The organism is Methylovirgula sp. 4M-Z18, from assembly GCF_037890675.1.
GTDB lineage: Bacteria > Pseudomonadota > Alphaproteobacteria > Rhizobiales > Beijerinckiaceae > 4M-Z18.
In genome coordinates this window covers 4640148-4666072 of sequence record NZ_CP149574.1, presented here as the reverse complement: position 1 = coordinate 4666072, position 25925 = coordinate 4640148, and the positions used below count along the sequence as shown (strand labels likewise).

At 61.9% G+C, this 25925-nt stretch carries 19 protein-coding genes; 9 read left to right on the top strand and 10 right to left on the bottom strand.

The annotated features are described in order from the left end of the window. Positions 1 to 6 precede the first annotated feature (6 nt). Positions 7 to 1635: an alpha-D-glucose phosphate-specific phosphoglucomutase gene (locus V9T28_RS21585; RefSeq protein WP_116401371.1), complete on the bottom strand. Its 1629-nt coding sequence runs from the start codon at positions 1633 to 1635 to the stop codon at positions 7 to 9. A gap of 435 nt (positions 1636 to 2070) precedes the next feature. Between V9T28_RS21585 and infC the strand changes: the two genes are divergently transcribed. The 3 genes from infC (at position 2071) to V9T28_RS21570 (ending at position 3764) form a co-directional block, all read left to right on the top strand. After that, positions 2071 to 2598, top strand: coding sequence for a translation initiation factor IF-3 (gene infC / locus V9T28_RS21580; RefSeq protein ID WP_116401177.1), 528 nt, complete (start codon positions 2071 to 2073; stop codon positions 2596 to 2598). Positions 2599 to 2761: 163 nt separating this feature from the next. Next, positions 2762 to 2950, top strand: coding sequence for a 50S ribosomal protein L32 (gene rpmF, locus V9T28_RS21575; protein WP_116401176.1), 189 nt, complete (start codon positions 2762 to 2764; stop codon positions 2948 to 2950). Between the two features lie 70 nt (positions 2951 to 3020). Next, complete coding sequence (locus tag V9T28_RS21570; protein ID WP_147306447.1) at positions 3021 to 3764, top strand: GNAT family N-acetyltransferase; 744 nt, start codon at positions 3021 to 3023, stop codon at positions 3762 to 3764. Here V9T28_RS21570 and yddG read toward each other — a convergent pair. From yddG to V9T28_RS21550, 4 genes are all read right to left on the bottom strand, one after another. Then, a complete protein-coding gene (yddG, locus tag V9T28_RS21565) occupies positions 3761 to 4621 on the bottom strand; it encodes an aromatic amino acid exporter YddG (RefSeq protein ID WP_116401174.1) in 861 nt (286 codons plus the stop codon). The two genes, V9T28_RS21570 and yddG, sit on opposite strands and share 4 nt — an antisense overlap. Positions 4622 to 4645: 24 nt before the next feature. Continuing rightward, positions 4646 to 5581, bottom strand: a complete 936-nt coding sequence (locus tag V9T28_RS21560; RefSeq protein WP_147306446.1) for a hypothetical protein — start codon at positions 5579 to 5581, stop codon at positions 4646 to 4648. Positions 5582 to 5667: 86 nt separating this feature from the next. Beyond that, positions 5668 to 6393: a beta-ketoacyl-ACP reductase gene (locus V9T28_RS21555; RefSeq protein ID WP_116401172.1), complete on the bottom strand. Its 726-nt coding sequence runs from the start codon at positions 6391 to 6393 to the stop codon at positions 5668 to 5670. 102 nt (positions 6394 to 6495) lie between these two features. Then, a complete protein-coding gene (locus V9T28_RS21550) occupies positions 6496 to 7671 on the bottom strand; it encodes an acetyl-CoA C-acetyltransferase (protein ID WP_116401171.1) in 1176 nt (391 codons plus the stop codon). A gap of 323 nt (positions 7672 to 7994) precedes the next feature. Between V9T28_RS21550 and phaR the strand changes: the two genes are divergently transcribed. Beyond that, the gene (phaR, locus tag V9T28_RS21545; RefSeq protein ID WP_116401170.1) at positions 7995 to 8600 is read left to right on the top strand and encodes a polyhydroxyalkanoate synthesis repressor PhaR; all 606 of its coding nucleotides are present in this window, start codon (positions 7995 to 7997) and stop codon (positions 8598 to 8600) included. Between the two features lie 78 nt (positions 8601 to 8678). Here the strand turns inward: phaR and V9T28_RS21540 are convergent, their stop codons facing one another. The 4 genes from V9T28_RS21540 to gltB all read right to left on the bottom strand — a co-directional run bounded on the left by V9T28_RS21540 (position 8679) and on the right by gltB (position 17125). Next, positions 8679 to 10286, bottom strand: a complete 1608-nt coding sequence (locus tag V9T28_RS21540; protein WP_158554808.1) for an EAL domain-containing protein — start codon at positions 10284 to 10286, stop codon at positions 8679 to 8681. A 278-nt stretch (positions 10287 to 10564) separates the two neighbouring features. Next, positions 10565 to 10909 carry an antibiotic biosynthesis monooxygenase family protein gene (locus V9T28_RS21535; protein WP_116401370.1) on the bottom strand — a complete coding sequence of 115 codons (345 nt, stop codon included), beginning with the start codon at positions 10907 to 10909 and terminating at the stop codon, positions 10565 to 10567. A 125-nt stretch (positions 10910 to 11034) separates the two neighbouring features. Beyond that, positions 11035 to 12453, bottom strand: a complete 1419-nt coding sequence (locus V9T28_RS21530) for a glutamate synthase subunit beta (protein WP_116401168.1) — start codon at positions 12451 to 12453, stop codon at positions 11035 to 11037. 1 nt (position 12454) lies between these two features. Beyond that, positions 12455 to 17125, bottom strand: coding sequence for a glutamate synthase large subunit (gene gltB / locus V9T28_RS21525; RefSeq protein ID WP_116401167.1), 4671 nt, complete (start codon positions 17123 to 17125; stop codon positions 12455 to 12457). Between the two features lie 432 nt (positions 17126 to 17557). On the opposite strand from gltB, the gene V9T28_RS21520 reads away from it, so the two are divergent. From V9T28_RS21520 to dnaA, 4 genes are all read left to right on the top strand, one after another. Further along, positions 17558 to 18619 (top strand): threonine aldolase family protein, encoded by a 1062-nt coding sequence (locus tag V9T28_RS21520; protein ID WP_116401369.1) that lies wholly within the window; start codon positions 17558 to 17560, stop codon positions 18617 to 18619. Between the two features lie 105 nt (positions 18620 to 18724). Beyond that, positions 18725 to 19624, top strand: a complete 900-nt coding sequence (locus tag V9T28_RS21515) for a hypothetical protein (RefSeq protein ID WP_147306445.1) — start codon at positions 18725 to 18727, stop codon at positions 19622 to 19624. Positions 19625 to 20259: 635 nt separating this feature from the next. Continuing rightward, positions 20260 to 20700: a rhodanese-like domain-containing protein gene (locus V9T28_RS21510; RefSeq protein ID WP_116401163.1), complete on the top strand. Its 441-nt coding sequence runs from the start codon at positions 20260 to 20262 to the stop codon at positions 20698 to 20700. 58 nt (positions 20701 to 20758) lie between these two features. Then, a complete protein-coding gene (gene dnaA, locus V9T28_RS21505) occupies positions 20759 to 22297 on the top strand; it encodes a chromosomal replication initiator protein DnaA (protein ID WP_116401162.1) in 1539 nt (512 codons plus the stop codon). 297 nt (positions 22298 to 22594) lie between these two features. Here the strand turns inward: dnaA and V9T28_RS21500 are convergent, their stop codons facing one another. After that, a complete protein-coding gene (locus tag V9T28_RS21500; RefSeq protein ID WP_445242138.1) occupies positions 22595 to 24181 on the bottom strand; it encodes an FMN-binding glutamate synthase family protein in 1587 nt (528 codons plus the stop codon). A 265-nt stretch (positions 24182 to 24446) separates the two neighbouring features. Between V9T28_RS21500 and V9T28_RS21495 the strand changes: the two genes are divergently transcribed. Then, positions 24447 to 25922, top strand: coding sequence for an aldehyde dehydrogenase family protein (locus V9T28_RS21495; protein ID WP_116401161.1), 1476 nt, complete (start codon positions 24447 to 24449; stop codon positions 25920 to 25922). Positions 25923 to 25925 lie beyond the last annotated feature (3 nt).

Below are 25925 nucleotides of genomic sequence, written 5' to 3'. Positions count from 1 at the left end.
TCGCGGTCAGGTGATCACGGTCGGCGCATCGCGTTTCGTATAGGCTTTGATTTGCGCCAGTTCGTCCGCAAGCGCGATGAGATCGCTGAGCGCGCCCTGCGTTTCCAAATCGTGCTTGGCCGCATCGCCCTCATACCGTTCGATATAGACGCGCAAGGTCGCGCCCGCCGTGCCAGTGCCGGAGAGGCGATAGACGATGCGCGAGCCATCCGTGAAGAGGATGCGGATGCCTTGATGCGCCGAGTCGGATCCGTCGACCGGATCGTGATAGGCAAAATCGTCCGCATCGGCGACGGTAAGCGCACCGAAGCTCTTGCCCTTCAAGGAGACGAGCGAATCGCGCAAATGCTGCACCAGCGCATTGGCGCCCTCAGACTCGACCTCTTCGTAATCGTGGCGCGAATAATAATTGCGCCCGTAGGTCGCCCAATGTTCGCGTACGATATCGGCGACGCTCTGCTTGCGTACGGCGAGAATGTTCAGCCACAGCAGCACCGCCCACAGGCCGTCCTTCTCGCGTACGTGATTGGAGCCGGTGCCGGCGCTCTCCTCGCCGCAAATGGTGGCAAGGCCTGCATCGAGCAGGTTGCCGAAGAACTTCCACCCCGTCGGCGTCTCGTAACTGTTGATGCCCATCTTCGCGGCCACGCGGTCGGCCGCGGCGGATGTCGGCATCGAACGAGCGATGCCGGCAATGCCGTTGGCATACCCGGGCGCGAGATGTGCATTGGCGGCAAGCAGGGCTACCGAGTCGGACGGCGTGACGAACAGGCCGCGCCCGATGATGAGGTTGCGGTCGCCGTCACCGTCGGAGGCGGCGCAGAAGTCGGGGGCATTGGCACCCATGGCGAGATCGTAAATGTGCTTGGCATGCACAAGATTCGGGTCGGGATGGTGGCCGCCGAAATCGGGCAGCGGCGTGCCGTTCAGCACCGTGCCGGCTTCCGCGCCGAGCGCCCCTTCGAGAATCTGGTGGGCGTAAGGGCCGGTCACCGCCGACATGGCGTCGAATTTCATCTTGAAGCCGGAGGCGAAGAGCGCGCGGATCTTGTCGAAATCGAACAGCTTCTCCATCAGGGCCTGGTAGTCCTTCACCGCATCGATCACTTCGATCGTGCAGTCGAGCACCTTGCTCGTGCCGATCGTCTCGAGATCGACGTCCGGCGCATCGGCGATGCGGAACTCATTGATCGTCTTGGTGCGGGCATAGATCGCGTCGGTGATTTTTTCCGGCGCCGGACCGCCGTTGCCTGCATTGTATTTGATGCCGAAGTCGCCATGCGGGCCGCCGGGATTATGGCTGGCGGACAGCACGATGCCGCCGAAGGCGCCATTCTGCCGGATGAGATTGGAAACGGCGGGGGTTGAGACGACGCCGCCCTTGCCGACGAGAATACGGCCGAATCCGTTCGCGGCGGCAATCTTGATGACCTTCTGGATCGTCTCGCGGTTGTAGTACCGGCCGTCGCCGCCAATCACCAGGGTTTTGCCCTGAAAGCCTTCGAGCGCGTCGAAAATCGATTGCACGAAATTCTCGACGTAATGCTCGGCCTGAAACACCGGGACCTTCTTGCGCAAGCCGGACGTTCCCGGCTTTTGGCCCTCTATCGGCTTCGTGGCGATGGTACGGATCATCAAGGCCTCCCAAAGTTGATTGACAGCACTTTGGCGAATTTTGGCACATGCGCAAGAGGCGGCACGCGCGGCTTTCGGCTGCACCTGGGCCTGGGGTAAAGGCATTGCGTGTCGCGACAAAAGGCCATTGAAAATGCCACAAACCGTGCCCATCTTGGTGCTACGCTTGGCGGCAGTCCGAGTAACCCGGAGCAATGGACGCCCCCAAAAAAAATCTGGGAACAAACTAATAGAAATAATTATCAATATATTTCAAATAGTTAACCCCTCTCCCCGCCAGAGCTTGGGTCAATCCCAACAAATCTGCGGCGCCAATCGCAAATCTGTTGACTTAAGGCCCTGTTGTGACAATGTTCGCGCGGGTTTGGTCCCTATTTGTCTCAAGGTGCCAAATCCGACTGATTTACAGAAGGAAATTCGACCATTCGCCGTCCTATGAAAGCCCCGCCGAGTCCAGTGAAGGATGGACCGCGCATCAACCGTGAAATTCGTGCCCGTGAAGTGATGCTGATCGACGCCGAAGGGCAAAACCGCGGTGTGACCGAGATTTTTACCGCCCAGCAGATCGCCGAAGAGGCCGGACTCGACCTTGTCGAAATCGTGCCCAACGCCACGCCGCCGGTGTGCAAGATCCTGGATTACGGCAAGTTCCGCTTCCTCGAGCAGAAGAAGGCGGCCGAGGCGCGCAAGAAGCAGAAAATCGTCGAGATCAAGGAAATCAAGCTGCGGCCGGGCATCGACGACCACGATTACGAGGTGAAGATGAGGGCCGTGAAGCGCTTCTTCGAGGAAGGCGACAAGGTCAAGATCACCTTGCGTTTCCGCGGCCGCGAAATGGCCCACCAGGACCTCGGCTACAAGCTCCTGAACCGTGTTCGTGACGAAACCCAGACCTTCGCCAAGGTCGAGGCCGAGCCGTCGATGGAAGGCCGGCAGATGATCATGGTGCTGGCGCCGAAGTAAGGAGCTGCCGGCTTTCAGGTTGTGACCGCGCATTTTTCGGTAAATCGGCTCTAGCCAAGGCCGGACTTTCCGTGTATGAGCCCGACTTCCAATTTCTGCCGACGCTCCCGGCGCGGCACCCGGATGCTTGGCCTTCGAGCCAAATCCGCTTCAGGAGAGTAAAATGGCAGTTCCGAAGAAAAAGACCTCGCCGTCGCGGCGCGGCATGCGTCGCTCGGCCGATGCGCTGAAGTCCTCCGCCTATGTGGAAGACAAGAACTCGGGCGAATTGCGCCGCCCGCACCACATCGACCTCAAGACCGGCATGTATCGCGGCCGCCAGGTCCTGACCCAGAAGTCGGCTGAGGATTAATCCTCGGTTCTGGTGCGATTGATGTGAAAAGGCCGGTTTGTCCGGCCTTTTTCTATTGAGCGGGCTGTTCATGTTCGATCTCGATTTGATCCGCGGGCTGGAGGAGCGTTGTTTCAACGCCTGGCCCACTTTGCGCACCCTACATATGGGCGGCTGGGTCCTGCGCCTCGCCGACGGCCATACCCGCCGGGCCAATTCGGCCAGCCCGTTGCACGACTCGACCCTCTCGGCCGACGAGATCATCGCCAGCGTCGTGCGCCTGTTCCGCGAGGCGGAGCTGACGCCGATCTTCCGCACCACACCGCTGGCGCCGGAAGGCTTCGACGAGAAGCTCGCTGCCGAAGGCTGGCGCGAGGACGATCTAGCCTGGGGCATGCTGTGCGACGACATTTCCGCCGGCGGCCCGTCGTCCGATGTCGCGATCGAGCCCAAGCCGTCCGAGGCATGGCTGCGTGATGCGATGGTGGCCTATGGCCATGGCGAGGCGGGGGAGCGGGCACTGCGCCGCACATTGGCCCAGCTCGCGATGCCCGGAGCTTTCGCCACCGTGCATGCGGACGGCAAGCCGCTAGCCTGGGGCCTCGGCGTCTATGAGCGCGGCTATGTGGGGCTCTACGATCTTGTCGTTGCGCCCGAGGCCCGGGGCAAGGGCGTTGGGCGGCGGCTGGTATCGAGCCTCATCACCTGGGGCCGCGATCAAGGCGCACATGCGGCCTATCTGCAAGTGCGTGACAGCAATCATGCCGCCCGCCATCTCTACCGTAGTTTCGGCTTCCGCGACGTCTATCGCTACAGCAACCGGGCGCTCGATTAAGCCCGCTTGTAGCTCGCAACCATCGCCCCGCCGACGATGAGCGCGCAGGCGAGCGCCAGCGCCCAGCTCGCGTTGGCAAATCCTGTCACGACCAGGATGAGGGTCGAGAGCACCGGCGCGGCATAGGACGCGACGCCGAGCAGCTTGATGTCGCCGCGCTTCACCCCATGGTCCCAGACATAGAACGCCAGCCCCACAGGGCCAAGGCCGAGGGCGAGCACGGCCAGCCATTGGCCTGCATTCGCCGGCCAGGTGGTGGTTTCGAACAGCATGTGGCTGATTGCCGCGAACAAGGCGGTCGCAAGACAGAAGCCGGCGACCGCGCTGGTCGGAACCTCTTTGACGCGGCGCGAGAGTACCGAATAGGTCGACCACACGAAGGCGCAGGCGAGCGCCAGGCCGTAGCCGGTGAAACTATGCGGATCGAGCGCGAAACTGCCGCTGGACTTACCGTAGAACAGCACGATCACGCCGGCAAAGCCGAGGATGCCGCCGATGACTTGCCGCAACACCAGATGCTCGCCCGGCAGCAGCGACGAGAACAGCACGATCAGCAGCGGCCAGAGATAGGCAATCAGCCCCGCTTCCGCCGGCGGCGCGAGGCGTAGCGCAGCGAAATAGAGAGCATGATAACCGAAGAGCCCGCCGACGCCGAGCAGCCACACCGGCCAAGGCTGACGGAAGGCGGAGAGTTCGCCGCGCGCGACCGCATAGATCAGGCCGCATGTACCGCCGATAGCGAAGGTCATGGCGGCGAGTTGAAACGGCGGCACCGTGCCGGACGCTGCCGTCATCAGGGCGAGGCAGGACCAGAGCACAATGGCGATGAAGCCGATGAACGTGGCGGAAGAGATCATAGAAGAGTGCGTCAAGCGTTGTCTCTAATCGGCGAGCTGAGACCAAGAGCCGTTATCATATTTATATAAATGACGACTCAGCGGATAGGGGGCTGGTGACATGCGCGCGATGCGGCGTAGCGCGTCAACTTGATCGGATTGATCCGCGGAGCCGAACACAACATCTGCTCGGGTCGGCGCGGCGACCACAATGGCGTCGCCTCCGCGCTGCTGCTGAAGTTTCCACCAAAATGAATCGACAGCCAAGACGCTGGAATTGAACGTCTCATCATCAAGGAGGACGCGGGTTAGACCGCCTCCCATGGATTCAAACCGGGCACGGCGCGCACGTTCTCGCATATTTGCCAAAGCGATTCGAAAGAGCTCCTCATCGCCGAATATGAGGGCCATGGGCTCATTGCCATCCAATGGCGATAGCGTCGTCGGGCGGTCCAACATCAAGATAATCACAAGGTCGCCAGGGAGCTTGCGTGAGACGAACCGGGTCGGATGCCACCAGAGTGGCGCAGGACCTTCAGGCGGGTTGTTGTCGACGTTGGCAAGCATTTCGTCGAGATAGGATTGATTCCTCACGATTGCGACGGTGGACCGGCCAACCTCTTCGGCGCTCAACAGGTGCACCTCGCTTGCTTGCTCATAACCCGAAGCCGCCAGGGTGAGGAAACTATCCAGATCTTCTTGTCGCGCGGCTGGTTCGGCGTTCAGGAGCTCAAGCAGATTGGTCAATTCCAGCGTCACCGAAGCGCCGTCCGGCCAGCGAACCTCGATCTTGTCCCCCGCCACATCCTTAATATCGCTCGTCGCAAAGCGCTTTTTCAAAGCGGAAAAGAGATAATCGTGCACCATCTGCATGGACACGTGGGGCGCCGTGAGTATCGGATCGGCATCCTGCGCTTGCGCGTTTATCGCGCTGCAGGTGAAGCCGCATAGAAAGAAAAATGAAGCGAATATCGTTCTCACGACGCGTCCGCGAAATAGGCCCGAATAGGGGCTTTAGATGCAGGAAAGGGCCTTGCGGCCCTTTCTGAACTCATCCCAATATTGCGTTACGACATATATTGCCCGCCGTTGGCCGACAGCGTCGAGCCGGTGATGAAGCCGGCCGCGTCGGAGGCGAGGAACACCACCGCACGGGCGATTTCTTCCGGCTCGCCGAGACGGCGCACCGGGATCTGCGGGATGATCGCTTTTTCCAGCACGTCCTTCGGCACCGCCTGCACCATTTCGGTGTTGATGTAGCCGGGGCAGATCACGTTGACCGTCACGCCCTTGGCGGCGTTTTCCTGCGCCAGTGCTTTGGTGAAGCCGATGTCGCCGGCCTTGGCGGCGGAATAATTGGTCTGGCCCATCTGGCCCTTTTGGCCGTTGATGGAGGAAATATTGACGATGCGGCCGAAGCTGCGCTCGCGCATGCCCTCGATCACCGGGCGGCACATGTTGAACAACGAGTTGAGATTGGTGTTGATCACCGCATACCATTGCTCGGGGGTCATCTTGTGCAGCATGCCGTCGCGCGTGATGCCGGCATTGTTCACGAGCACTTCCACCGGACCGAGATCGGCGACGACCTGGGCGATGCCGGTGACGCAGGCATCATAGCTCGACACGTCCCATTTATAGACATTGACGCCGGTTTCGGCCTTGAACTTGGCAGCGGCCTCGTCGTTGCCCGCATAGGTCGCCGCGACCTTGTAGCCTTCGGCCTTCAGGGCCTTCGAAATCGCCGCGCCAATGCCGCGCGTGCCACCGGTGACAATCGCTACTCGAGACATATGTTTCCTCCTCATGAATTATATGCGGTCGACAATTGGGCTTGGGCGGTCGGCCGAAGTTGCCGACTGCCCAGCGTCTTAAAGTCCAACTGGCGGGAATGCTTAACGCTCGACGGTCATCGCAACGCCCATGCCGCCGCCGATGCACAGCGTGGCCAAGCCCTTCTTGGCATCGCGGCGCAGCATCTCATGCAGCAGCGTCACGAAAACGCGGGCGCCCGACGCACCGATCGGGTGGCCGATGGCGATGGCGCCGCCGTTGACGTTCACGATCGCCGGATCCCAGCCCATATCCTTGTTCACTGCGAGCGCTTGCGCCGCAAAGGCTTCGTTGGCCTCGACGAGATCGAGATCGCCGACCTTCCATCCGGCCTTTTCCAGCGCCTTGCGCGAAGCGGGGATCGGGCCGGTGCCCATGATCGCCGGATCGACGCCCGCGGTCGCCCAGGAGGCGATGCGGGCGATCGGCGTGAGCCCGCGCTTGCTGGCTTCCGCGGCGGTCATCAGCACGACCGCGGCCGCGCCGTCATTGAGACCCGAGGCATTGGCGGCCGTCACGGTGCCTTCCTTCGAGAAGGCGGGGCGCAGTTTCGCCATCGCGTCCAGGGTCGCGCCATGGCGGATATATTCGTCGGCATCGACGATGATGTCGCCCTTGCGGCTCGACACGGTGACGGCGATGATCTCGTCCTTGAACTTGCCGGCCTTCTGCGCCGCTTCGGCCTTATTCTGCGAGCCGACAGCGAACCTGTCCTGGTCGTCGCGGCTGAGCTGCCACTTGGTGGCGATATTTTCCGCCGTGACGCCCATATGATAGCCCTGGAAGGCATCGATCAGGCCGTCCTTCAGCATGGTGTCGACCAGTTTCAGGTCGCCCATCTTGGTGCCCGCGCGCATGTGAGCGGCATGGGGCGACAACGACATGGATTCCATGCCGCCGGCAACGATCACATTCGCGTCGCCATTGGCGATCTGCTGCAGGCCGAGGCCCACGGCGCGCAGGCCGCTGCCGCAGACTTGATTGATGGCAAAAGCGGTCTTGTCCTGCGGCACGCCGGCCATTATCGCCGCCTGGCGGGCGGTGTTCTGGCCGAGGCCGGCGGTGAGCACATGGCCCAGAATGACCTCATCAACATCGGCCGCATCGACCTTGGCGCGCTCCAGCACGCCCTTCACGACAATCGCACCCAGTTCCTGGGCGGGGGTATTGGCGAAAGCGCCGTTGAAAGATCCGACCGCCGTGCGGCCAGCGCTTACCACTACAATATCAGTCGACATGTAAGCCTCCTTGGCAGATTCCCTTTTTGCGACCGCAAACGGTGCGCGTCACGTCGTTGGTATCGCACTTTCACGATGTGTGTGCGGAGGGTCAAGACGACAAACCGAAAAATCGCTGCGGCATTTAGGACGATTTCACGATATGGCGCGGCGGGACGGGATGAGGACGGGGAAAATCTCCGCGGCGTCGGGGCAGGGCTGCGGGAAACACCTCTTAAAGGGTAGATTTAACAGCGAAAAATAGCGGAATAAGTTAAAAAAACCTTTGCGGCGACGCACAAAAAGCCTATCGTTTGAGCATTCTAGGGTGGGTGTTGAACATCATGAGCAGTGAGAAGTCACCAATCGTCATCAAGAAATACGCCAACCGGCGTCTCTACAACACGGGCACCAGCACCTATGTGACCCTTGAGGATCTGTCGCTGATGGTGAAAGCGGGCGAGGATTTCCTCGTTTATGACGCCAAGACCAACGAAGACATCACGCGCTCGGTTCTCACCCAGATCATTTTCGAGCAGGAGAGCAAGGACGGGCAAAGCCTGCTGCCGATCACCTTCCTGCGGCAATTGATCCGCTTCTATGGCGACCAGATGCAGGCTCTGGTGCCGAGCTATCTGCAATTTTCGATCGAGCGCCTGGTGAGCGAACAGCAGAAGTTCCGCGATCAGGTGACCTCGACCTTCGGGACGCCGATGTTCGGCCCGATCGAGGAACAGGCCCGCAAGAATATGGCGATGTTCAACCAGGCGCTCGCCATGTTCAATCCGTTCAACCCGGCGGCCAAGGGCGCAAGCACACCGACGACCACGCCGGCGGCGAACGGACCCGACGCGGCCAAGCCGGGCGACGAACTCGACGAGCTGAAGAAGCAGATGAGCGCGATGCAGAAGCGGCTGGATTCCCTGTCCGGGTCCGGCGGCAAGCGCTGAGGAGACCGAGGGCCGCTCGTCCTTACAGTCTCGACAACGAACGCTTTATCTTCGACGGTTCAGATTGTCGCCAGGCCGTTAAGCCACGGCAGCAGCGGGAATGTATTCGGGCGGTTCGGCGAGCTCGCTGACGCCCATCCATGTCCCGATCTGATAGGCTGCGCCCCAAGCCCGGACCAATTGTGCGGCATCGTCATTATCAATGCCGGCGACGGCCGGCACGAAGCCGAGGGCCGCGATCTCCTGGATCAAGCTGCGCAGGACAAAACGCGCATCGGCGTCACGACCGATGGTCTGCGCAAAGGCGGCGTCGATCACGATGAGGTCCGGCGCAAGCTGCATCAGCCGTTCGGGCGCGGCGAAGGCGGCGCCGAAATGCATGAGGGCGCATTTCAGCCCAAGATGCTTGAGCCCGGTGATCACCCGACGCAATCCCGCCGTGTTGCTGGCGAGCGCAAATTCATCGATGGCGATCATCAGCCGCGCGGCGACATCCGGATAACGTGCCACGAGTTCGACGAGATTGGCCACGAAGCCGCGATGCCGCAAGGTCGCGCCGTTGAGCGGCACACATAGATGCATCGCCGGATGACGGCCGAGATGGTCGACCGCGAGATCGAGCAGACGCTGATCCAACGCGCGCAGCCACGTGTCGCGATCGATCTGCGGCAACGGCGGCATGGGAAGGCGTCCATGCATTCCGGTTCGGCCGATCGAGGCAAGTCGAAAGTTTGCCGTGCCCGCGCCGCTCTCGGCAATCGGCTGCAGAAACAAATGCAGATGATGGTTCTGCAGCGCGTGGGCGATGGCCGCCGCTTTCGTTTGCTCGACGATCTCGTTGTAATGGCGCGTCAGCATATCGCCGTAGGGGATGAACCTCTTGGTGCGGCTCGCCCGTGCGATGGCGAGCGCCGCTTCCGCCTCGTGCTGCAGCGTGTCGATGCAATCCTTCGTCATGCTGCCGCCGATGCGAAAATTCACCGGCACGTCGCCGAAGGATGTTTCGAACATCGTCTCGCGTGCGAGGCGCAGCAATTGATGGGCGCGAACCAGCATCTGATCGTAATCGCCGCCGCGCAGGGCGAGGGCGAACGTCCCCTTGGCGTAGAGCCCCAGAATGTCGCCCATCCGCATTTGGCCGCGTATTTGAGCAGCAACCGCGCCAAGCACCTCGTCGATGATCGTCTCGTCGTAATTGCGATCGAGCACCGCAAGATTCTCGATCTCGATCAGCAACAGCGCGCAGCGGCGTTTGAGCCCGTTCTGCGGCGCAACGATATCATGTAATTGGGTCAGCAACGTCTCGCGCTCGAGCACACAGGTGTGCTTATGGAAGCGTGGCCGCATCAAGCGCAATTTCGGTGTGGCGTAATCGGCGGAGGCAATGCGCATCAAGCCTTGCGCATACAACGGGCGACCGTCCGGGCCGGCGAACCAACGCCCGACCTCCTCGATATGGCGGCCGTCCTTGAGCTCGCATTGAATCTGATAGGCAACGCCGGCTCCTTCGTCGACGCAGTCCGAATGGCGGATCACGTCGCGCCGACGTCGTGCCGATTGCGGCGCGAGCAGATCGTCGAATGCGCGAGCCGTAGCCGGTATGGATGCGCCGAGGAGTTCCGCGGCTGTCGCGCCCCAAAACATCGCATCGCTAGTCAGATCCCAACGATAAAGACTCTGGCGCATGTTGTGCAGCAGGGCTTGCGGGTCGCAGGGAGCCGAAGGAACAACTGGTGCAGCGGGCGAGTACAAGCGCCTAACCTCGAATGTGTCAATCAACGCCATGGGGCTTCAAGATTCGATTTTCCGCCGTAAGCGTTAACAACTGGTTTAAATCACACGATGCGGTCGCAGCGCGGCCGCGATTGGCCGACGCGCTCCATCGCGACGTCAATGAAATTGGGCCTTTCACGCCAAGCTTTTTTGCTGATCAAATGCGCTCGCTGTGCCCAACAATCTGGGCTTCATGCTGATGCCGCCGCGAAACTATAAGCGCGCTCCACTTTCGCGATCCGCACTTCAAACCCCGCGTAAAAATCGCGGCGGCCGCGCCGTTGCGCTTCAAGATGTTCGAGATTGGCCTTCCAGGCGCGAATCGCTTCTTCGCTCTGCCAGTAGGAGACGGTGATGCCGACGCCCAACGAATCGCGTACCGATTCGTGCCCGAGATAACCCGGCTGCTGCTTTGCAAGTTCGACCATGCGCTCGGCCAGGACAGCATAATCCTCGCCATCATCCGCATTGCGCAGACTGGTGAAGATCACCGCGTAATAGGGCGGCGTAGGCGTTTTTTCGAGATGGAGAGTCATGGGCGATTCGCGCAAGAGGAACGCCCATGCATAACGAAAGATCGACGCACTGCAAGTGACGACGAGCAGATCCATCACGGCATGAATGAACCGCGGCTTGCAGCGCCGCGGTTCATGCGCAAACCTCAGCGCGGCAGCGTCGTCGTGCCCATCAGGAATTTGTCGACCGAATGGGCCGCCTGACGGCCTTCGCGGATCGCCCAGACGACGAGCGATTGGCCGCGCCGCATGTCGCCGCAGGCGAAGACCTTGTCGACGCTCGACGCATAGGATTTCACATCCGCTGCCACATTGCCGCGCGGATCGAATTGCACGCCGAGATTCTGCAGCAGCCCTTCTTGCACCGGCGAGACGAAGCCCATGGCGAGCAACACCAACTCCGCCGGCAGCTCGAATTCGGTGCCGGGAATCGGCTGCATCTTCGCATCGACGCGCTGGCAATGCAGCGCCTTCACCGCGCCGTTCTCGCCGACGAACTTGGCAGTGGTCACGGCAAAGTCGCGCTCGGCGCCTTCCTCGTGGCTCGACGACGTGCGCAATTTCAGCGGCCAATCCGGCCAGGTCATCTGCTTGTTTTCTTTTTCCGGCGGCTTCGGCATGATTTCGAGCTGCGTCACGGAGAGCGCGCCTTGGCGGCGCGAAGTGCCGATGCAGTCGGAGCCCGTGTCGCCACCGCCGATCACCACCACGTGCTTGCCGCCGGCCAGGATCGGTTCGTTGGCCGTGATCTGCTCGTTGCTGACGCGGCGGTTTTGCTGCGGCAGAAAATCCATGGCGAAATGCACACCGCTCAAGTCGCGGCCTGGAATCGGCAGATCGCGCGGCTTTTCCGCGCCGCCGGCCAGAACCACCGCGTCATGCTGGGCTGTGATGTCCTCGACGCTCACATGCACGCCGACATTGGCATTGTAATGGAAGACGACACCTTCGGCCTCCATCTGTTTAACGCGCCGATCGATCAGGCGCTTTTCCATTTTGAAGTCCGGAATGCCATAGCGCAGCAGGCCGCCGGCTTTCGCGTTCTTCTCGTATAGATGCACCTCATGACCGGCCCGCGCGAGTTGCTGCGCCGCCGCAAGGCCGGCTGGGCCGGAGCCGATGACGGCCACTTTCTTGCCGCTCTTCTGCTTCGGCGGCAGCGGCACGATCCAGCCTTCGTCCCAGCCGCGATCGACGATCGAACATTCGATCGTCTTGATCGTCACGGGCGTGTCCTGCAGGTTGAGCGTGCACGAAGCTTCGCATGGCGCGGGGCACACGCGGCCGGTGAATTCGGGGAAATTGTTGGTGGAGTGCAGGTTGTCGCAGGCCGTTTCCCAATCGCCCTTGTAGACGAGGTCGTTCCAGTCCGGGATCTGATTGTTCACCGGGCAGCCGTTGTGGCAATAGGGAATGCCGCAATTCATGCAGCGCGCGGCCTGGTCGCGCGTCGCTTCTTCCGACAACGGAATCAGAAATTCCTTGTAGTGGCGGATACGATCGCTCGCCGGCGCATAACGCCGGTCGCGGCGGTCGATTTCGAGGAAGCCTGTTACCTTGCCCATCTTATTCCCCCGCCACGGCCAATTGCCGGTCATCGTTTGCTGCTGCCAATTCCGCGAGTGCCCGGCGATATTCGACCGGCATCACTTTGCGGAATTTCGGCAAATACTCGTTCCAATGATTGAGGATCGTCTTCGCGCGCTCCGAACCCGTGTAATGAGCATGGTTTGTGATGAGCTGATGCAGGCGCTCCGCATCGTGCCGGCTCATGTCGCCACCCACATCCACGCGGCCATGGCCCTCAAGATCGCCGCCATGGTGATGGATGCGCAGGTTGAGCTCTTCCTCGGCCTCGACCGGTTCGAGATCGACCATCGACAGGTTGCAGCGCTTGGCGAAGGTATTGTCCTCGTCGAGCACATAAGCGATGCCGCCCGACATGCCGGCCGCGAAATTGCGCCCGGTCTGACCGATCACCACCACGATACCGCCAGTCATGTATTCGCAGCCGTGATCGCCCGTGCCTTCGACGACGGCGATCGCGCCCGAATTGCGCACCGCGAAGCGCTCGCCCGCAACGCCGCGGAAGTAGGCTTCGCCGGCGATCGCACCATACATCACCGTATTGCCGACGATGATGGAGGCTTCCGGTGTAATCTGGGTCGCATCCTTCGACGGATAGACGACGATGCGGCCGCCCGACAGGCCTTTGCCGACATAGTCGTTGGCCTCGCCTTCGAGCTCCAACGTCACGCCACGCGCGAGCCAGGCGCCGAAGCTCTGGCCGGCGGTGCCGGTCAGCTTCACATGCACGGTGTCATCGGGCAGGCCCTTGTGACCATATTTGCGCGCAACCTCGCCCGACAGCATCGCGCCGGTCGTGCGGTCGACATTGCGCACCGGCGTCTCGATGCGGACCTTGGCGCCGGTTTCCAGTGCCGGAGCGCTGGCTGCGATCAACTTCCGGTCGAGCACCGCATCGAGATTGTGATTCTGGCTTTCCGAATGGAAGATGCCAACGCCTTCCGCCGCTTCCGGCTTGTGGAAGAGCTTCGAGAAGTCGAGGCCCTTCGCCTTCCAATGGTCGATCACTTTGGCCTTGTCGAGCATCTGCATCTGGCCGACCATCTCGTCGAACTTGCGATAGCCGAGCGATGCCATGATCTCGCGCACTTCTTCGGCGACGAAGAAGAAGAAGTTGATCACGTGTTCGGGCTGGCCGAGGAAACGCTTGCGCAGCACCGGGTCCTGCGTCGCAACGCCGACCGGGCAGGTGTTGAGATGGCACTTGCGCATCATGATGCAGCCCGCCGCGATCAACGGCGCGGTGGCGAAGCCGAATTCGTCGGCGCCGAGCAGCGCACCGATCACGACGTCGCGCCCGGTACGAATGCCGCCATCGACCTGCACCGCGATGCGTGTGCGCAGGCGGTTGAGCACCAGGGTCTGATGGGTTTCGGCAAGGCCGATTTCCCATGGGCTACCGGCGTGCTTGATCGAGGTGAGGGGCGAGGCACCGGTGCCGCCCTCATAGCCCGAAATCGTCACGTGGTCGGCGCGCCCCTTCGACACGCCGGCGGCAACCGTGCCGACGCCGACTTCTGAGACGAGCTTCACCGAGACATCCGCACGCGGATTGACGTTCTTGAGATCATAAATGAGCTGCGCCAGATCCTCGATCGAATAGATGTCGTGGTGCGGCGGCGGCGAGATGAGGCCGACGCCCTGGGTCGAGTGGCGGACCTTGGCGATCACCGCATCGACCTTATGACCGGGCAATTGGCCGCCTTCGCCGGGCTTGGCGCCCTGCGCCATCTTGATCTGCATCATGTCGGAATTGACGAGATATTCCGTCGTCACGCCGAACCGGCCAGACGCGACCTGCTTGATCGCCGAGCGCATCGAATCGCCGTTCGCCATCGGCGTATAGCGGTCGGATTCTTCGCCGCCCTCGCCGGTGTTCGACTTGCCGCCGATGCGGTTCATCGCAATCGCCAGCGTGGTGTGCGCCTCGCGCGAGATCGAGCCATAGGACATGGCGCCGGTGGCAAAGCGCTTCACGATGCTCGCGGCCGGCTCCACCTCGTTGAGCGGCACGGGGCGACGGCCTTCTTCCTCTGCGCTTCTGACGCGGAACAGGCCGCGGATGGTGAGCAGGCGCTCGTCCTGCTCGTTGAGCTGCTTCGCATAGGCGCGGTACTTGTCCAAGGCATTGCCGCGCACGGCGTGCTGCAGCAGCGACACGGACTGCGCCGACCAGGCATGCGCTTCGCCGCGGATGCGGTAGGCATAATCGCCGCCGACGTCGAGCGACGAGCGCAGCACCGGCGAGTCGCCGAATGCTTCGGTGTGGCGCCGCACGGTTTCCTCGGCGATCTCAATGAGGCCGGCGCCTTCGATCGTCGTCGCCGTGCCGAAGAAATACGTGTCGATGAAGGACCTCTGCAATCCGATCGCGTCGAAGATCTGCGCGCCGCAATAGGATTGGTAGGTCGAAATGCCCATCTTGGACATGACCTTCAAAATGCCCTTGTCGACCGACTTTATGAAGCGCTTGACGACTTCATAGGCGTCGACTTCCTCAGGCAATTCGTCCTTCATCGCGGTCAGCGTCTCGAAGGCGAGATAGGGATTGATCGCCTCGGCGCCATAGCCGGCGAGGCAGGCGAAATGATGCACCTCGCGCGCTTCGCCGGTCTCGATGACGAGGCCGACCGAGGTGCGCAGACCCTTGCGGATCAGATGGTGATGCACCGCGGCGGTCGCGAGCAGCGCCGGGATCGGAATGCGGTCCGGCCCGACGAGACGATCCGACAGGATGATGATGTTGTAGCGACCATGCACGGCCGCTTCCGCGCGGTCGCACAGGCGCAGGAGCGCATCCTCCATACCGGCGGCGCCGCGCGTCGCCGGATAGGTGATGTCGAGGGTCTTGGTGTCGAAGGAATCCTCGAAATGGCCGATGCAGCGGATCTTCTCCAGATCCTCGTTGGTCAGGATCGGCTGGCGCACTTCGAGCCGCTTACGGCGCGCATTGCCTTCAAGATCGAACAGATTCGGGCGCGGGCCGATGAAGGAGACGAGGCTCATCACCAGCTCCTCGCGGATCGGGTCGATCGGCGGGTTCGTCACCTGCGCGAAATTCTGCTTGAAGTAATTGTACAGCAGCTTCGACTTGTCCGACATCGCGGCGATCGGCGTATCGGTACCCATCGAGCCGACCGCTTCCTGGCCCGTCACCGCCATGGGCGCGAGCAGCATCGCAACGTCTTCCTGGGTGTAGCCGAAGGTCTGCTGACGGTCGAGCAGCGAAACGTCGGTGCGCGCGGCACGCGGCTCCACGGGCTTCAAATCCTCCAGCACGATCTGGGTCTGCTTCACCCATTCGCGATAGGGATTGGACGTCGAGAGTTCCTGCTTGATCTCCTGGTCGGAGACGATGCAGCCCTTTTCCAGATCGACGAGCAGCATCTTGCCGGGCTGCAGGCGCCACTTCGCCACGATCTTGTCTTGCGGGATCGGCAGCACGCCCATTTCGGACGCCATCACCACGAGGCCATCGTCGGTCACGAGATAGCGGGCGGGCCGGAGACCGTTGCGGTCGAGCGTCGCGCCGATCTGTCGGCCGTCGGTGAAGGCAACGGCGGCCGGGCCGTCCCACGGCTCCATCATCGAGGCGTGATATTCGTAGAAGGCGCGGCGCTCTTCGTCCATCAGCGGATTGCCGGCCCACGCTTCGGGGATCAGCATCATCATCGCGTGGCTCAGCGAATAGCCGCCCTGCACGAGAAATTCGAGCGCGTTGTCGAAGCAAGCTGTGTCCGACTGGCCCTCATAGGAGATCGGCCAGAGCTTCGAGATATTGTTCTCGAAGAGCTTGGAATCGACCGACGCCTGGCGCGCCGCCATCCAGTTGACGTTGCCCCGGAGCGTGTTGATTTCGCCATTGTGCGCCACCATCCGATAGGGATGGGCGAGGCGCCAGGAGGGGAACGTGTTGGTGGCGAAACGCTGGTGGACGAGCGCGAGGGCGGAGACGAACCGCGGATCGGTGAGATCGCGGTAATAGGCGCCAAGCTGGCTCACCAGCACCATGCCCTTATAGACAATGGTGCGGGCCGACATGGAGACCGGATAATATTCGGCCATCTCGCGCGGCGACACCGCGGCATAGACCGCGTTGGAGGCGGCCTTGCGCGCGACATAGAGCCGGCGCTCGAAATCGTCCTCACTGGTCACGTCGACGCCCCAGCCGGCGAAAACCTGGCGATGCACCGGCTCGACCACCTTCACGGCATCGCCAAGATCCGTGTTGTCGACCGGCACGTCGCGCCAGCCAAGCAGGGTGAGGCCCTCCTCCTCCAGCATCTTGGCTACGATTGCCTCGACCTGAACACGGCTCTCCGCATCGCGCGGCATGAAGAACTGGCCGATGCCGTAATGGCCGGCCTCGGGCAGGGTGAAGCCGAGCTTGGCGCATTCCTCGGCAAAGAATTGGTGCGGAATTTGGGTGAGGATGCCGCAGCCGTCGCCCAGCTTCGGGTCGGCCCCGACCGCGCCGCGGTGGTCGAGATTGAGCAGAATCTTCAGGCCCATGTCGACGATGTCATGGGTCTTGCGGTTGTGCATGTCAGCGACGAAGCCGACGCCGCAGGAATCATGCTCGTTGCGCGGGTGGTAGAGCCCCTGTTCGAGGGGGAAAAGCGGATCGACGACGACGGACTGGTGATTCATGGTGCGGGCTCCGGAAACGGGGGAAGACGTCAGGGTTGCGGCGGCGGCTTTTCGCGTTTTTCGCGCCTCCGTCTCCAAGCCCATGGTCCTCGACAATCCCGTGCCGTCCGTCAGTGCCATTGTCTCTCTCCAGACCGGTCGGATCGTAAGGCCGACCGCCTCGTTTTGTTTTTCTAAATGGTCAGCAACGCTGTCCTATTAAGAGCGCGCCACCATGACAGATTTAGATACCGCACACAAGCGCCATCTAATCCAATCTGGGTAGTTTGTTATGTTTCTTTCGCCCGCTGCGCAACATATGAAAAGCCCTTGAAGCAAATGTGTAGCAAGTATTGCGCCAAGCGGCCTGCCGCAGCGCCGCACTTGCCGTTCGCGTTCGAACAAGCGACAGTCACGGCAGCAACGAATCTGATTTTTAGAGGCCGACAGGGCATGGACTTTGCGAGTGACAATGCGGCAGGGGCGAGCCGCAAGATTTTGGACGCCCTGATCGAGGCAAATTCCGGTACGGCGGCCGCTTACGGGGCGGATTCCTATACAAAGAGAGCGGAAGACCTGCTGAAGGATATCTTTGCGCGGGATGTGAAGGTCTTTTTGGTGTCGACTGGCACGGCGGCCAATGCGCTGGCATTGTCGGCGCTGACCCCGCCCTGGGGCACGGTGTTCTGCCACGAAGATGGGCATATTTTCACCGACGAGTGCGGCGCGCCCGAATTGTTCACCGGCGGCGCGAAGCTCGCGGCCATCGGCGGCGCTGACGGCAAGATCACGCCGGAGGCCCTCGAGGCGGCGATCGCCCACCACCCGCGCGGGTTCGCCCATGTCACCCAGCCGGCCGCCCTGTCCCTATCGCAGGCGACTGAATGCGGCACGATCTACAACGTGGCCGAGGTTCAAGCGCTGACGGCGGTTGCGAGAGCGCATGGACTACGAGTCCATATGGATGGCGCGCGCTTCGCCAATGCCCTGATGACGCTTGGGTGCAGCCCCGCCGATATTACCTGGAAGGCCGGTGTCGACGTTCTGTGCTTCGGCGCCACAAAAAATGGCGCGCTCGCCTGCGAGGCCGTCATCTTTTTCGATCCGGCTTTGGCCGATGCTTTCCTTTTTCGCCGCAAACGCGCAGGCCACACCCTGTCCAAGGGGCGTTATCTCGGGGCGCAGATGGCGGCCTATCTGGCCGACGACCATTGGCTGCATCTGGCCACCAAGGCCAATGCCGCGGCCAAACGTTTGGCGGAGGGGCTGGAGGCGGCGGGCATCGGCCTGGTCTGGCCGCGGCAAGCCAATGAAGTGTTTGCGCAGCTGCCGGCACCCGTGCATGCCGCGCTGCAAGCGGCGGGGGCGATATACCATCCCTGGACGGCACGCTGCCTGACGCCGCCGCCGCAAGGGCAGGCGGCCGTGCGCCTCGTCACCTCTTTTGCGACGTCACTCGCCGAGATCGACCGGTTTCTCGCGGTCGTGCGGGAAAATCTCCCGTCTTCAAAATAAACGCCGCGCCTTCGGCTCAACAGTGCCACATTTGTTCATGAAAGGTAAATGCGGGATCTGAGACGATCCCGCCCGATGGGGCATTTTGTGAGTTCGGAGGTGGGCATGGCCCAGTCCTTGGCAAGGGTCTCTTTGAGTATATTGGCGCTGGCCGGCGGCCTCGCCACTTTGAGCGCGGGGTCCGCGAGAGCGCAATTCTATCGGTACGACGACGGCTACGGACCGCCCGTCTATCGCGGCTATAACGATGACCGTTATGACGACCAACGGAGTTCGAGCCTGCGGCCGCGGCAAGTGCTGCAGCTTTTGGAAGACCAAGGCTACCGGCCGGCCGGCCCGATATTCCGCAACGGCGATGTCTTCGTCGTCAACGTGATCAATCCGGAAGGTGTACAGCAGCGCGTGATCGTCGATGCCTACCAGGGCGATATTCTGCAAACCCATGGCATTGCCCGGCCGGTGCCGCCGAGCGACATTCCCAATGCGACGGATGCCAGCCGCAACCCCGAGTTCGACGAGCAAGCGCCTGAGCTTCCCGTAACCCCGACGCCGCGCGTCACCAAAGCCGTGCCGCCGTCCGCGTCCTTGCCGGCGCGCGAGCCGGTAAAGCCGCGCGTTTCGGAGAAAGAGGAAGTGGCGAAATCGGTCCTGTCGCCGATTGCGCCGTTGAAACCGCCGGCCAAACCGATCGCGACACCGAAACCCGTCGCTCCGAAGGAACCAGTCGCCAACGAGGCCAAGACAAAGCCGGCCGTGCCGCCGGTGGCCGCTGTTCCGCCCGCCGCTGCCCCCGCGTCGGTGACGCCTTTGGCCCCGGCACCCGTTGCTCCAACCGCCGAGGCGCCGAAGCCGGCTCCGGAACCCGCGCCGATTGCGGCGGCAAATCCGCCGGCCGCAGCACCTGCACCGACGCCAACCGCCGAGCAAGCCCCTCCCGCCAAGCCAGAGCCGCCGAAAAAAGCGCCCGGGCCCTTGAACGACGTGCCGGTCGCACCGCTCGAATAGTGCCCCGGCAGAAAATGATTTACTTGTCAACTATGGTCGCCGCCGCCCATCCGGGCGGCGGCGTTATTATATCGGCGGCACCCGCCGTTGCTGCCCGCGAGGGGCTTTCGGTCGCGCAAGCAAATTTGATTAGATTCAACGGTTTGTCGGGCAAGGGTTTGGGAAGGGGGGAAATGGCGCCTGAACAACCCTCTTCGGTCCGGGACCGAGCGCGATGAATTGAAATGCGAAGGCTTTGTCACAAGGCAAAAAAGACTAGGATAAATCTGCCATGATTCCAGCCAATTATGGCAGTCAAGTGAGAGCGGGAAGAATCTTTTTTTGGCCCGTTTTTGGGGCGTGCATGACGATTACGTGACTCTTTGCGTTGCGTGGCCCGATGCCGCTGTGTATTGTCATTTTGTCGGCGGGGCCTTTCCCGTAGGCTTTCCAGAATTGATAAACAATACCAACCTCGTTTGCGGGGGAGAATGTGCTTTGCACCAAGTTCCTATTTACGTAAGCGTTTATATCGAGAGTATTGAGAGTCAGTACCGTAGTTTCTTTACTAAGAAGGCCTGACAAAACCGACAAAGACGCCATGTGGCCGGGGCTTAGACTGAGGGCGTATTGTCCGCAGAGGGGTAGCTGTGACTATGAATACAGAGGCAGGATATGCGGGTGATGTGACGGCGGTCGAGGCTTTCGACCTGCTGAAGCAGCACGCCGATGCGCAATTGGTCGATGTTCGCACTCGGGCCGAGTGGAGTTTTGTGGGTCTGCCCGATTTGAGCTCGGTCAATCGCGACCCGATCTGCATCGAATGGCAGCAATATCCTTCCATGGTCGTCGCGACGAATTTCGCCGACGTGCTCGATAACGAATTGCGCGCCCGCGGCATCCCGTCCGACGCCCCGATTCTGTTTCTGTGCCGTTCCGGCGCGCGCAGCCTCGCCGCGGCGCGCGCATTGACGACCAAGAATTATTCGCAATGTTTCAATATTTCCGGCGGCTTTGAGGGGCCGCCCGACACCTCCCGCCATCGCGGGATGGTCGATGGCTGGAAGGCGCACGCGTTGCCTTGGATTCAATCTTAAGAACACGATCCGGCAACGTTTCTCCCCTAAATCCTCAAGCTCAGAAAAGCCCACAGCCATGTTCAAGTCGCAAGCTGCTGCTGCACATACGCCCGTTCTGTCACTCGAATCCGCGGATGAGGATTCCGCTCCGAACGAGAAAGAAATTTGGCATCGTGCCGGTCGCCGCTTGAAGGCCGAACTCGGCGAAGAAACCTTCAACGCCTGGTTTGGCCGTGTGGAGCTCGACGCGATCTGTGCCGGTACGGCAGAGCTCTCGGTGCCGACGCGTTTCCTGAAGAGCTGGATCGAATCTCACTACACCGACAAGTTGGTTGCAGCGCTCGCGGCCGAACATCGCGAGATCAAGACTCTGCATGTGAATCTGCGCTCGGCCGTGTCGCGGCCGGCAGCGCCGCCGCGCCTGGTGCGCGGCGCGGAAATGGCTGCGGCAGTGCCGCACAAAGCGCTCGAGGTAGCGGCGGACGCAGCGGAGCGCGCTCTGCATCGCGCTGCGTCGAGTGCACCGCGCGCGCCTTCGGCCAAAGTCACGGCGGCGACGGAAGTCGATGGTCTGAGCGGCTCGCCGCTCGATCGCCGGCTCTCCTTCGGGAGTTTCCTGATCGGCCGTTCCAATCAATTGGCGCATGCAGCCGCGCAGAATGTCGCGAACGGCAAGCCAGGCGATCCGGCGCTATATAATCCGCTCTACATTCACGCGAGCGTCGGCCTCGGCAAAACCCATCTCTTGCAAGCGGTCGCCCATGCGGCGAGCGAACAGCGCCGGCGCGTGATCTATCTGACCGCTGAAAAATTCATGTACGGTTTCGTCTCGGCGCTCAAAGCGCAAACGGCCATCGCCTTCAAGGAAAAGCTGCGCGCGATCGACGTGCTGATCATCGACGACGTGCAATTCTTGCAGGGCAAGCAGATCCAACAGGAATTCTGCCACACGCTGAATGCGCTGATGGATGCGGGGCGTCAGATCGTTATCGCCGCGGATCGTCCGCCGTCCGATCTCGAAGCGCTCGAAGAGCGGGTGCGCTCGCGCCTTGCCTGCGGCCTGTGCGTCGAGATGGGCGCGCTCGACGAAGCCTTGCGCGTGAAGATTCTCGAAACGCGGATCCAAGCCGCCAAGGCGACGCAGCCAGGCTTCGACGTGCCGAACGCGGTCGTGTCATATGTGGCGCACGCCATCACCACCAATGGCCGCGATCTCGACGGTGCGGTCAATCGCCTGCTGGCGCATACGACGCTTTCCGGCGCGCCGCTGAGCGTCGAGACGGCGGAGAACGCGATCCGCGATCTCATTCGCACGCGCGAGCCCAAGCGCGTGAAGATCGAAGACATTCAGAAGCTCGTCGCCAATCACTACAATGTGAGTCGCGCCGATATTCTCTCGTCGCGTCGCACCGCCACCGTCGTGCGGCCGCGCCAGATCGCGATGTTCCTGTCGAAGGTCTTGACCCTGCGCTCCTTGCCCGAAATCGGCCGCCGCTTCGGCGGACGCGATCACACGACCGTCCTGCACGCGGTGCGCAAGATCGAAGGGCTTACCGGTGCGGACAAGAGCCTTTCCGATGAGATCGAGCTTTTGAAGCGCATGCTGCTCGAGTAGGCTTCGATTTTGATTTCGCCACCGGCGCTGGTTTTGCCGGCGTCGAGGCTGTCTGCTGCGTGCGCAATTCCTTGCAGGAAATCATCGTGACATAATGGGTGCACGCACTGCCCGCGGCCCGATGCGGATCCGCGCACACATGCCGGATCGGACAGGAAAACGCGTTTTTCCGCGCCGCTTCGGCACCGGACGCCAAGCCCACGCTCAGCAACGCAATCAATAGGCAATTAAGGACGTTCAATCGCTTGCGCATAACGCGCTGAGAGATAGAGCGTCCAACGATCCGTTCAAGGCTGCTCATGCCGGCTTGAAACTCTGCGCATCGGCCATCGCCCAGATGTCCGCATAGGTTTTGTTGGCGCTGCCAGCCAGGAGTTCGCCGGACTGCAAGAACGTGTAGATATCCGCGAAGCTCTTCACCTCGGACAGCGACGTGCGCATCATAATCTGGCTCGGCTTGATCTCGTTCGGATGCGCGAGTCCGGCGGCGCCGATGAGTTCGCTCAAGGCCTGCAAAGTGGAATCGTGGAAGCGATGCACGCGTGCGGCCTTGTCCGGCACATCCAGCGCTGCCCCGCGCCGCGGATCCTGCGTCGCGACGCCGGTCGGGCAGCGGTCGGTATGGCAGGAGAGCGATTGCACGCAGCCGAGTGCGAACATGAAGCCGCGCGCCGCATTGCACCAATCAGCGCCGAGCGAGAGCACGCGGGCAATATCGAAGGCTGTGACGATGCGGCCGCTCGCGCCAATCCGGATCCGATCGCGCAAGCCCGCGCCGACGAGGCAATTGTTTGCGAACACGAGCCCGTCGCGCAACGGCGTGCCGACGTGATCGGTGAATTCGAGCGGCGCCGCACCGGTGCCGCCCTCCTTGCCGTCGATGACGATGAAGTCGGCAAGGATTCCGGTTTCCACCATCGCTTTGACGATCGCCGCGAATTCCCAGCGGTTGCCGATACAGAGTTTGAAGCCGACCGGCTTGCCCCCCGAGAGTTCGCGCAATTGCTGAATGAACTGCACCATTTCGGTTGGGGTCGAGAAGGCCGAATGGCCCGCCGGCGACACGCAATCGACCCCTTGCGGCACGCCGCGCGTCGCCGCGATTTCGGCGCTGACCTTCGCGCCCGGCAACACGCCGCCATGGCCGGGTTTGGCGCCTTGCGAAAGTTTGATTTCGATCATCTTGATCTGCGGATTTTTCGCCGCGGCGGCAAAACGCTCAGGTGAGAAATGGCCTTTCTCGTCGCGGCAACCGAAATAGCCGGAGCCGATTTCCCAGATGATGTCGCCGCCGTTAGCCTGGTGATACTTGCTATAGCCGCCTTCGCCGGTGTCATGGGCGAAGCCACCGAGTTTGGCGCCTTTGTTGAGCGCCATGATCGCATTGGCGCTGAGCGAGCCGAAGCTCATCGCCGAAATGTTGAACAGCGAGAGCGAATAGGGCTGCGCGCATTGCGGACCGCCGACCGGCACGCGAAAATCGTAATGCTCGACATGGGTCGGCGTAATCGAATGGGCCAGCCATTCGAATTGGTCGCCATAGACATTCTCGAGCGTGCCGAAGGGACGGCGGTCCAATTGATGTTTCGCGCGCTGATAGGCGATCGCGCGCGTATTGCGGTTGTAGGGCGCGCCGTCTGTGTCGCTCTCCAGAAAATATTGCCGGATCTCGGGCCGGACTTCTTCCAGCATGAAGCGGATGTTGGCGAGGATCGGGTAATTGCGCCGGATCGAATGTTTCGTCTGCTGCATGTCGTGAATGCCGATGGCGGTCAGGATCGCGCAAACGGCAAAGGGCAGGATGGCGGCGCTGCCGAGCCAGGGCGAAAGCAGGAGAAAAACAATGGCGCCGGCAATACAGGCGATCAACGGATAATAACGCACGGAATATCCTCCCCGCAGCCTTCCCAACACGCGGTCGATTTGACGCAGCACATGCCGGAAGCAGCCCCATCTCGCATCTTGTCGGGTTCATTTGACCGAAGCAAGACATTGTTCCAAAGCGCATTGATCGGACCGGATTTCCTGGCTACAGTGCCTTGAAATACGTGAATATTTGCCTTTTCGCAGCGCGTCTAAGCCCGTCTCGATGGGGCCGGAAGGAACACGTTGCCGGGGGCAAGAGGCAATCGAGCTTCAGGAGGGAACAATGCTGGCGCCCGACGGTGTGACGCGCGTCTCCAGCCTGCTGCGCTACGGCAACTTCATCGCCGATCAATGGCGGGACGCCGTCGCGGGCGGCGAGATCGTGATCAAGAATCCGTCCGACGGCAGCGACCTGGCGACCATTGCGCGCGGCACGAAAGCCGATGTCGATCTCGCGGTCGAGGCGGCCCGCGCGGCGCTCGGCGGCGATTGGGGCCGAATGAGCGCCACCGCGCGCGGCCGCGTGCTGCACAAAATCTCGGACGCGGTTCTGCGCCATATCGACCGGCTGACCGAACTCGAATCCAAGGATGTCGGCAAGCCGCTGACCCAGGCACGTGCCGATGTCGTCGCGCTCGCCCGCTATTTCGAATTCTATGGCGCAAGCGCCGACAAGGTACATGGCGACACCCTGCCCTATCAGAATGGCTTCACCGTGTTCACGCTCTATGAGCCGCATGGCGTAACCGGGCATATCATTCCGTGGAACTATCCGATGCAGATCCTGGGCCGAAGTCTCGGCGCGGCGCTGGCCATGGGCAATGCCGCTGTCGTCAAGCCCGCGGAGGAAGCCTGCCTGACGGCCCTGGAATTTGCGCGGATCGCAAAGGAGGCCGGCCTGCCGCCTGGCGCGCTCAACATCGTCACGGGCCTTGGCGCCGAGGCCGGCGCGGCGCTCGCCGAACACTCGGGCGTCAATCATATTTCCTTCACCGGATCGCGGCGCACGGGCGAATTGGTGCAGGCGGCCGCAGCCAAGAACACGGTGCCGGTGACGCTCGAACTCGGCGGCAAGTCGCCGCAAATCGTCTTCGCCGACGCCGACCTCGAGCGCGCCCTCCCCTTCCTCGTCAATGCCGGCATTCAAAATGCCGGACAGACCTGCTCGGCCTCCTCGCGCATTCTGGTCGAACGCGGCGTCTATGAAGAGGTCGTTGCGCGCATGAGCGCGCTTTATCGCGCGCTCAAAGTCGGCCCGGCGAGCGCAGATCCCGCGGTCGGTCCGGTCGTCTCGCTGCGCCAGAAGACGATCATCGAGACTTATCTCGATCTCGCGCGCAAAGACGGGTTGCGCATCGCGGCGCAGGGTGAGCTTGCAGCCGATGCGCCGGCGGGCGGCGCCTATGTTCTACCGACTTTGCTGCGCGACGTACCGGCCGATCACCCGCTGATGCAGGAAGAGATTTTCGGTCCGGTGCAGGCAATCGCGCCGTTCGACATGGAAGAGGAAGCCATCGCGCTCGCCAATGGCACAGCGTACGGCCTTGTATGCGGCATTTGGACCCGCGACGGCGGCCGGCAGTTCCGTCTGGCGCGCGCAATTCAGTCGGGGCAGGTCTTCGTCAACAATTATGGCGCGGGCGGCGGGATCGAATTACCGTTCGGCGGTGTCAAACGGTCGGGGCATGGCCGCGAGAAGGGCTTTGAAGCGCTCTATGGCTTTGCCACTTTGAAGACCGTATCAGTCTATCACGGATGAAAT

What these genes read in the sequence shown, in the direction of transcription:
- V9T28_RS21535 (WP_116401370.1), bottom strand. Translation starts at nt 10,909, where the DNA reads ATGACTCTCCATCTCGAAAAAACGCCTACGCCGCCCTATTACGCGGTG.
- V9T28_RS21495 (WP_116401161.1), top strand. Translation starts at nt 24,447, where the DNA reads ATGCTGGCGCCCGACGGTGTGACGCGCGTCTCCAGCCTGCTGCGCTAC.
- yddG (WP_116401174.1), bottom strand. Translation starts at nt 4,621, where the DNA reads ATGATCTCTTCCGCCACGTTCATCGGCTTCATCGCCATTGTGCTCTGG.
- V9T28_RS21550 (WP_116401171.1), bottom strand. Translation starts at nt 7,671, where the DNA reads ATGTCGACTGATATTGTAGTGGTAAGCGCTGGCCGCACGGCGGTCGGA.
- V9T28_RS21515 (WP_147306445.1), top strand. Translation starts at nt 18,725, where the DNA reads ATGGCCCAGTCCTTGGCAAGGGTCTCTTTGAGTATATTGGCGCTGGCC.
- dnaA (WP_116401162.1), top strand. Translation starts at nt 20,759, where the DNA reads ATGTTCAAGTCGCAAGCTGCTGCTGCACATACGCCCGTTCTGTCACTC.
- V9T28_RS21540 (WP_158554808.1), bottom strand. Translation starts at nt 10,286, where the DNA reads ATGCGCCAGAGTCTTTATCGTTGGGATCTGACTAGCGATGCGATGTTT.
- infC (WP_116401177.1), top strand. Translation starts at nt 2,071, where the DNA reads ATGAAAGCCCCGCCGAGTCCAGTGAAGGATGGACCGCGCATCAACCGT.
- V9T28_RS21510 (WP_116401163.1), top strand. Translation starts at nt 20,260, where the DNA reads ATGAATACAGAGGCAGGATATGCGGGTGATGTGACGGCGGTCGAGGCT.
- rpmF (WP_116401176.1), top strand. Translation starts at nt 2,762, where the DNA reads ATGGCAGTTCCGAAGAAAAAGACCTCGCCGTCGCGGCGCGGCATGCGT.
- V9T28_RS21520 (WP_116401369.1), top strand. Translation starts at nt 17,558, where the DNA reads ATGGACTTTGCGAGTGACAATGCGGCAGGGGCGAGCCGCAAGATTTTG.
- V9T28_RS21585 (WP_116401371.1), bottom strand. Translation starts at nt 1,635, where the DNA reads ATGATCCGTACCATCGCCACGAAGCCGATAGAGGGCCAAAAGCCGGGA.
- gltB (WP_116401167.1), bottom strand. Translation starts at nt 17,125, where the DNA reads ATGAATCACCAGTCCGTCGTCGTCGATCCGCTTTTCCCCCTCGAACAG.
- phaR (WP_116401170.1), top strand. Translation starts at nt 7,995, where the DNA reads ATGAGCAGTGAGAAGTCACCAATCGTCATCAAGAAATACGCCAACCGG.
- V9T28_RS21570 (WP_147306447.1), top strand. Translation starts at nt 3,021, where the DNA reads ATGTTCGATCTCGATTTGATCCGCGGGCTGGAGGAGCGTTGTTTCAAC.
- V9T28_RS21530 (WP_116401168.1), bottom strand. Translation starts at nt 12,453, where the DNA reads ATGGGCAAGGTAACAGGCTTCCTCGAAATCGACCGCCGCGACCGGCGT.
- V9T28_RS21555 (WP_116401172.1), bottom strand. Translation starts at nt 6,393, where the DNA reads ATGTCTCGAGTAGCGATTGTCACCGGTGGCACGCGCGGCATTGGCGCG.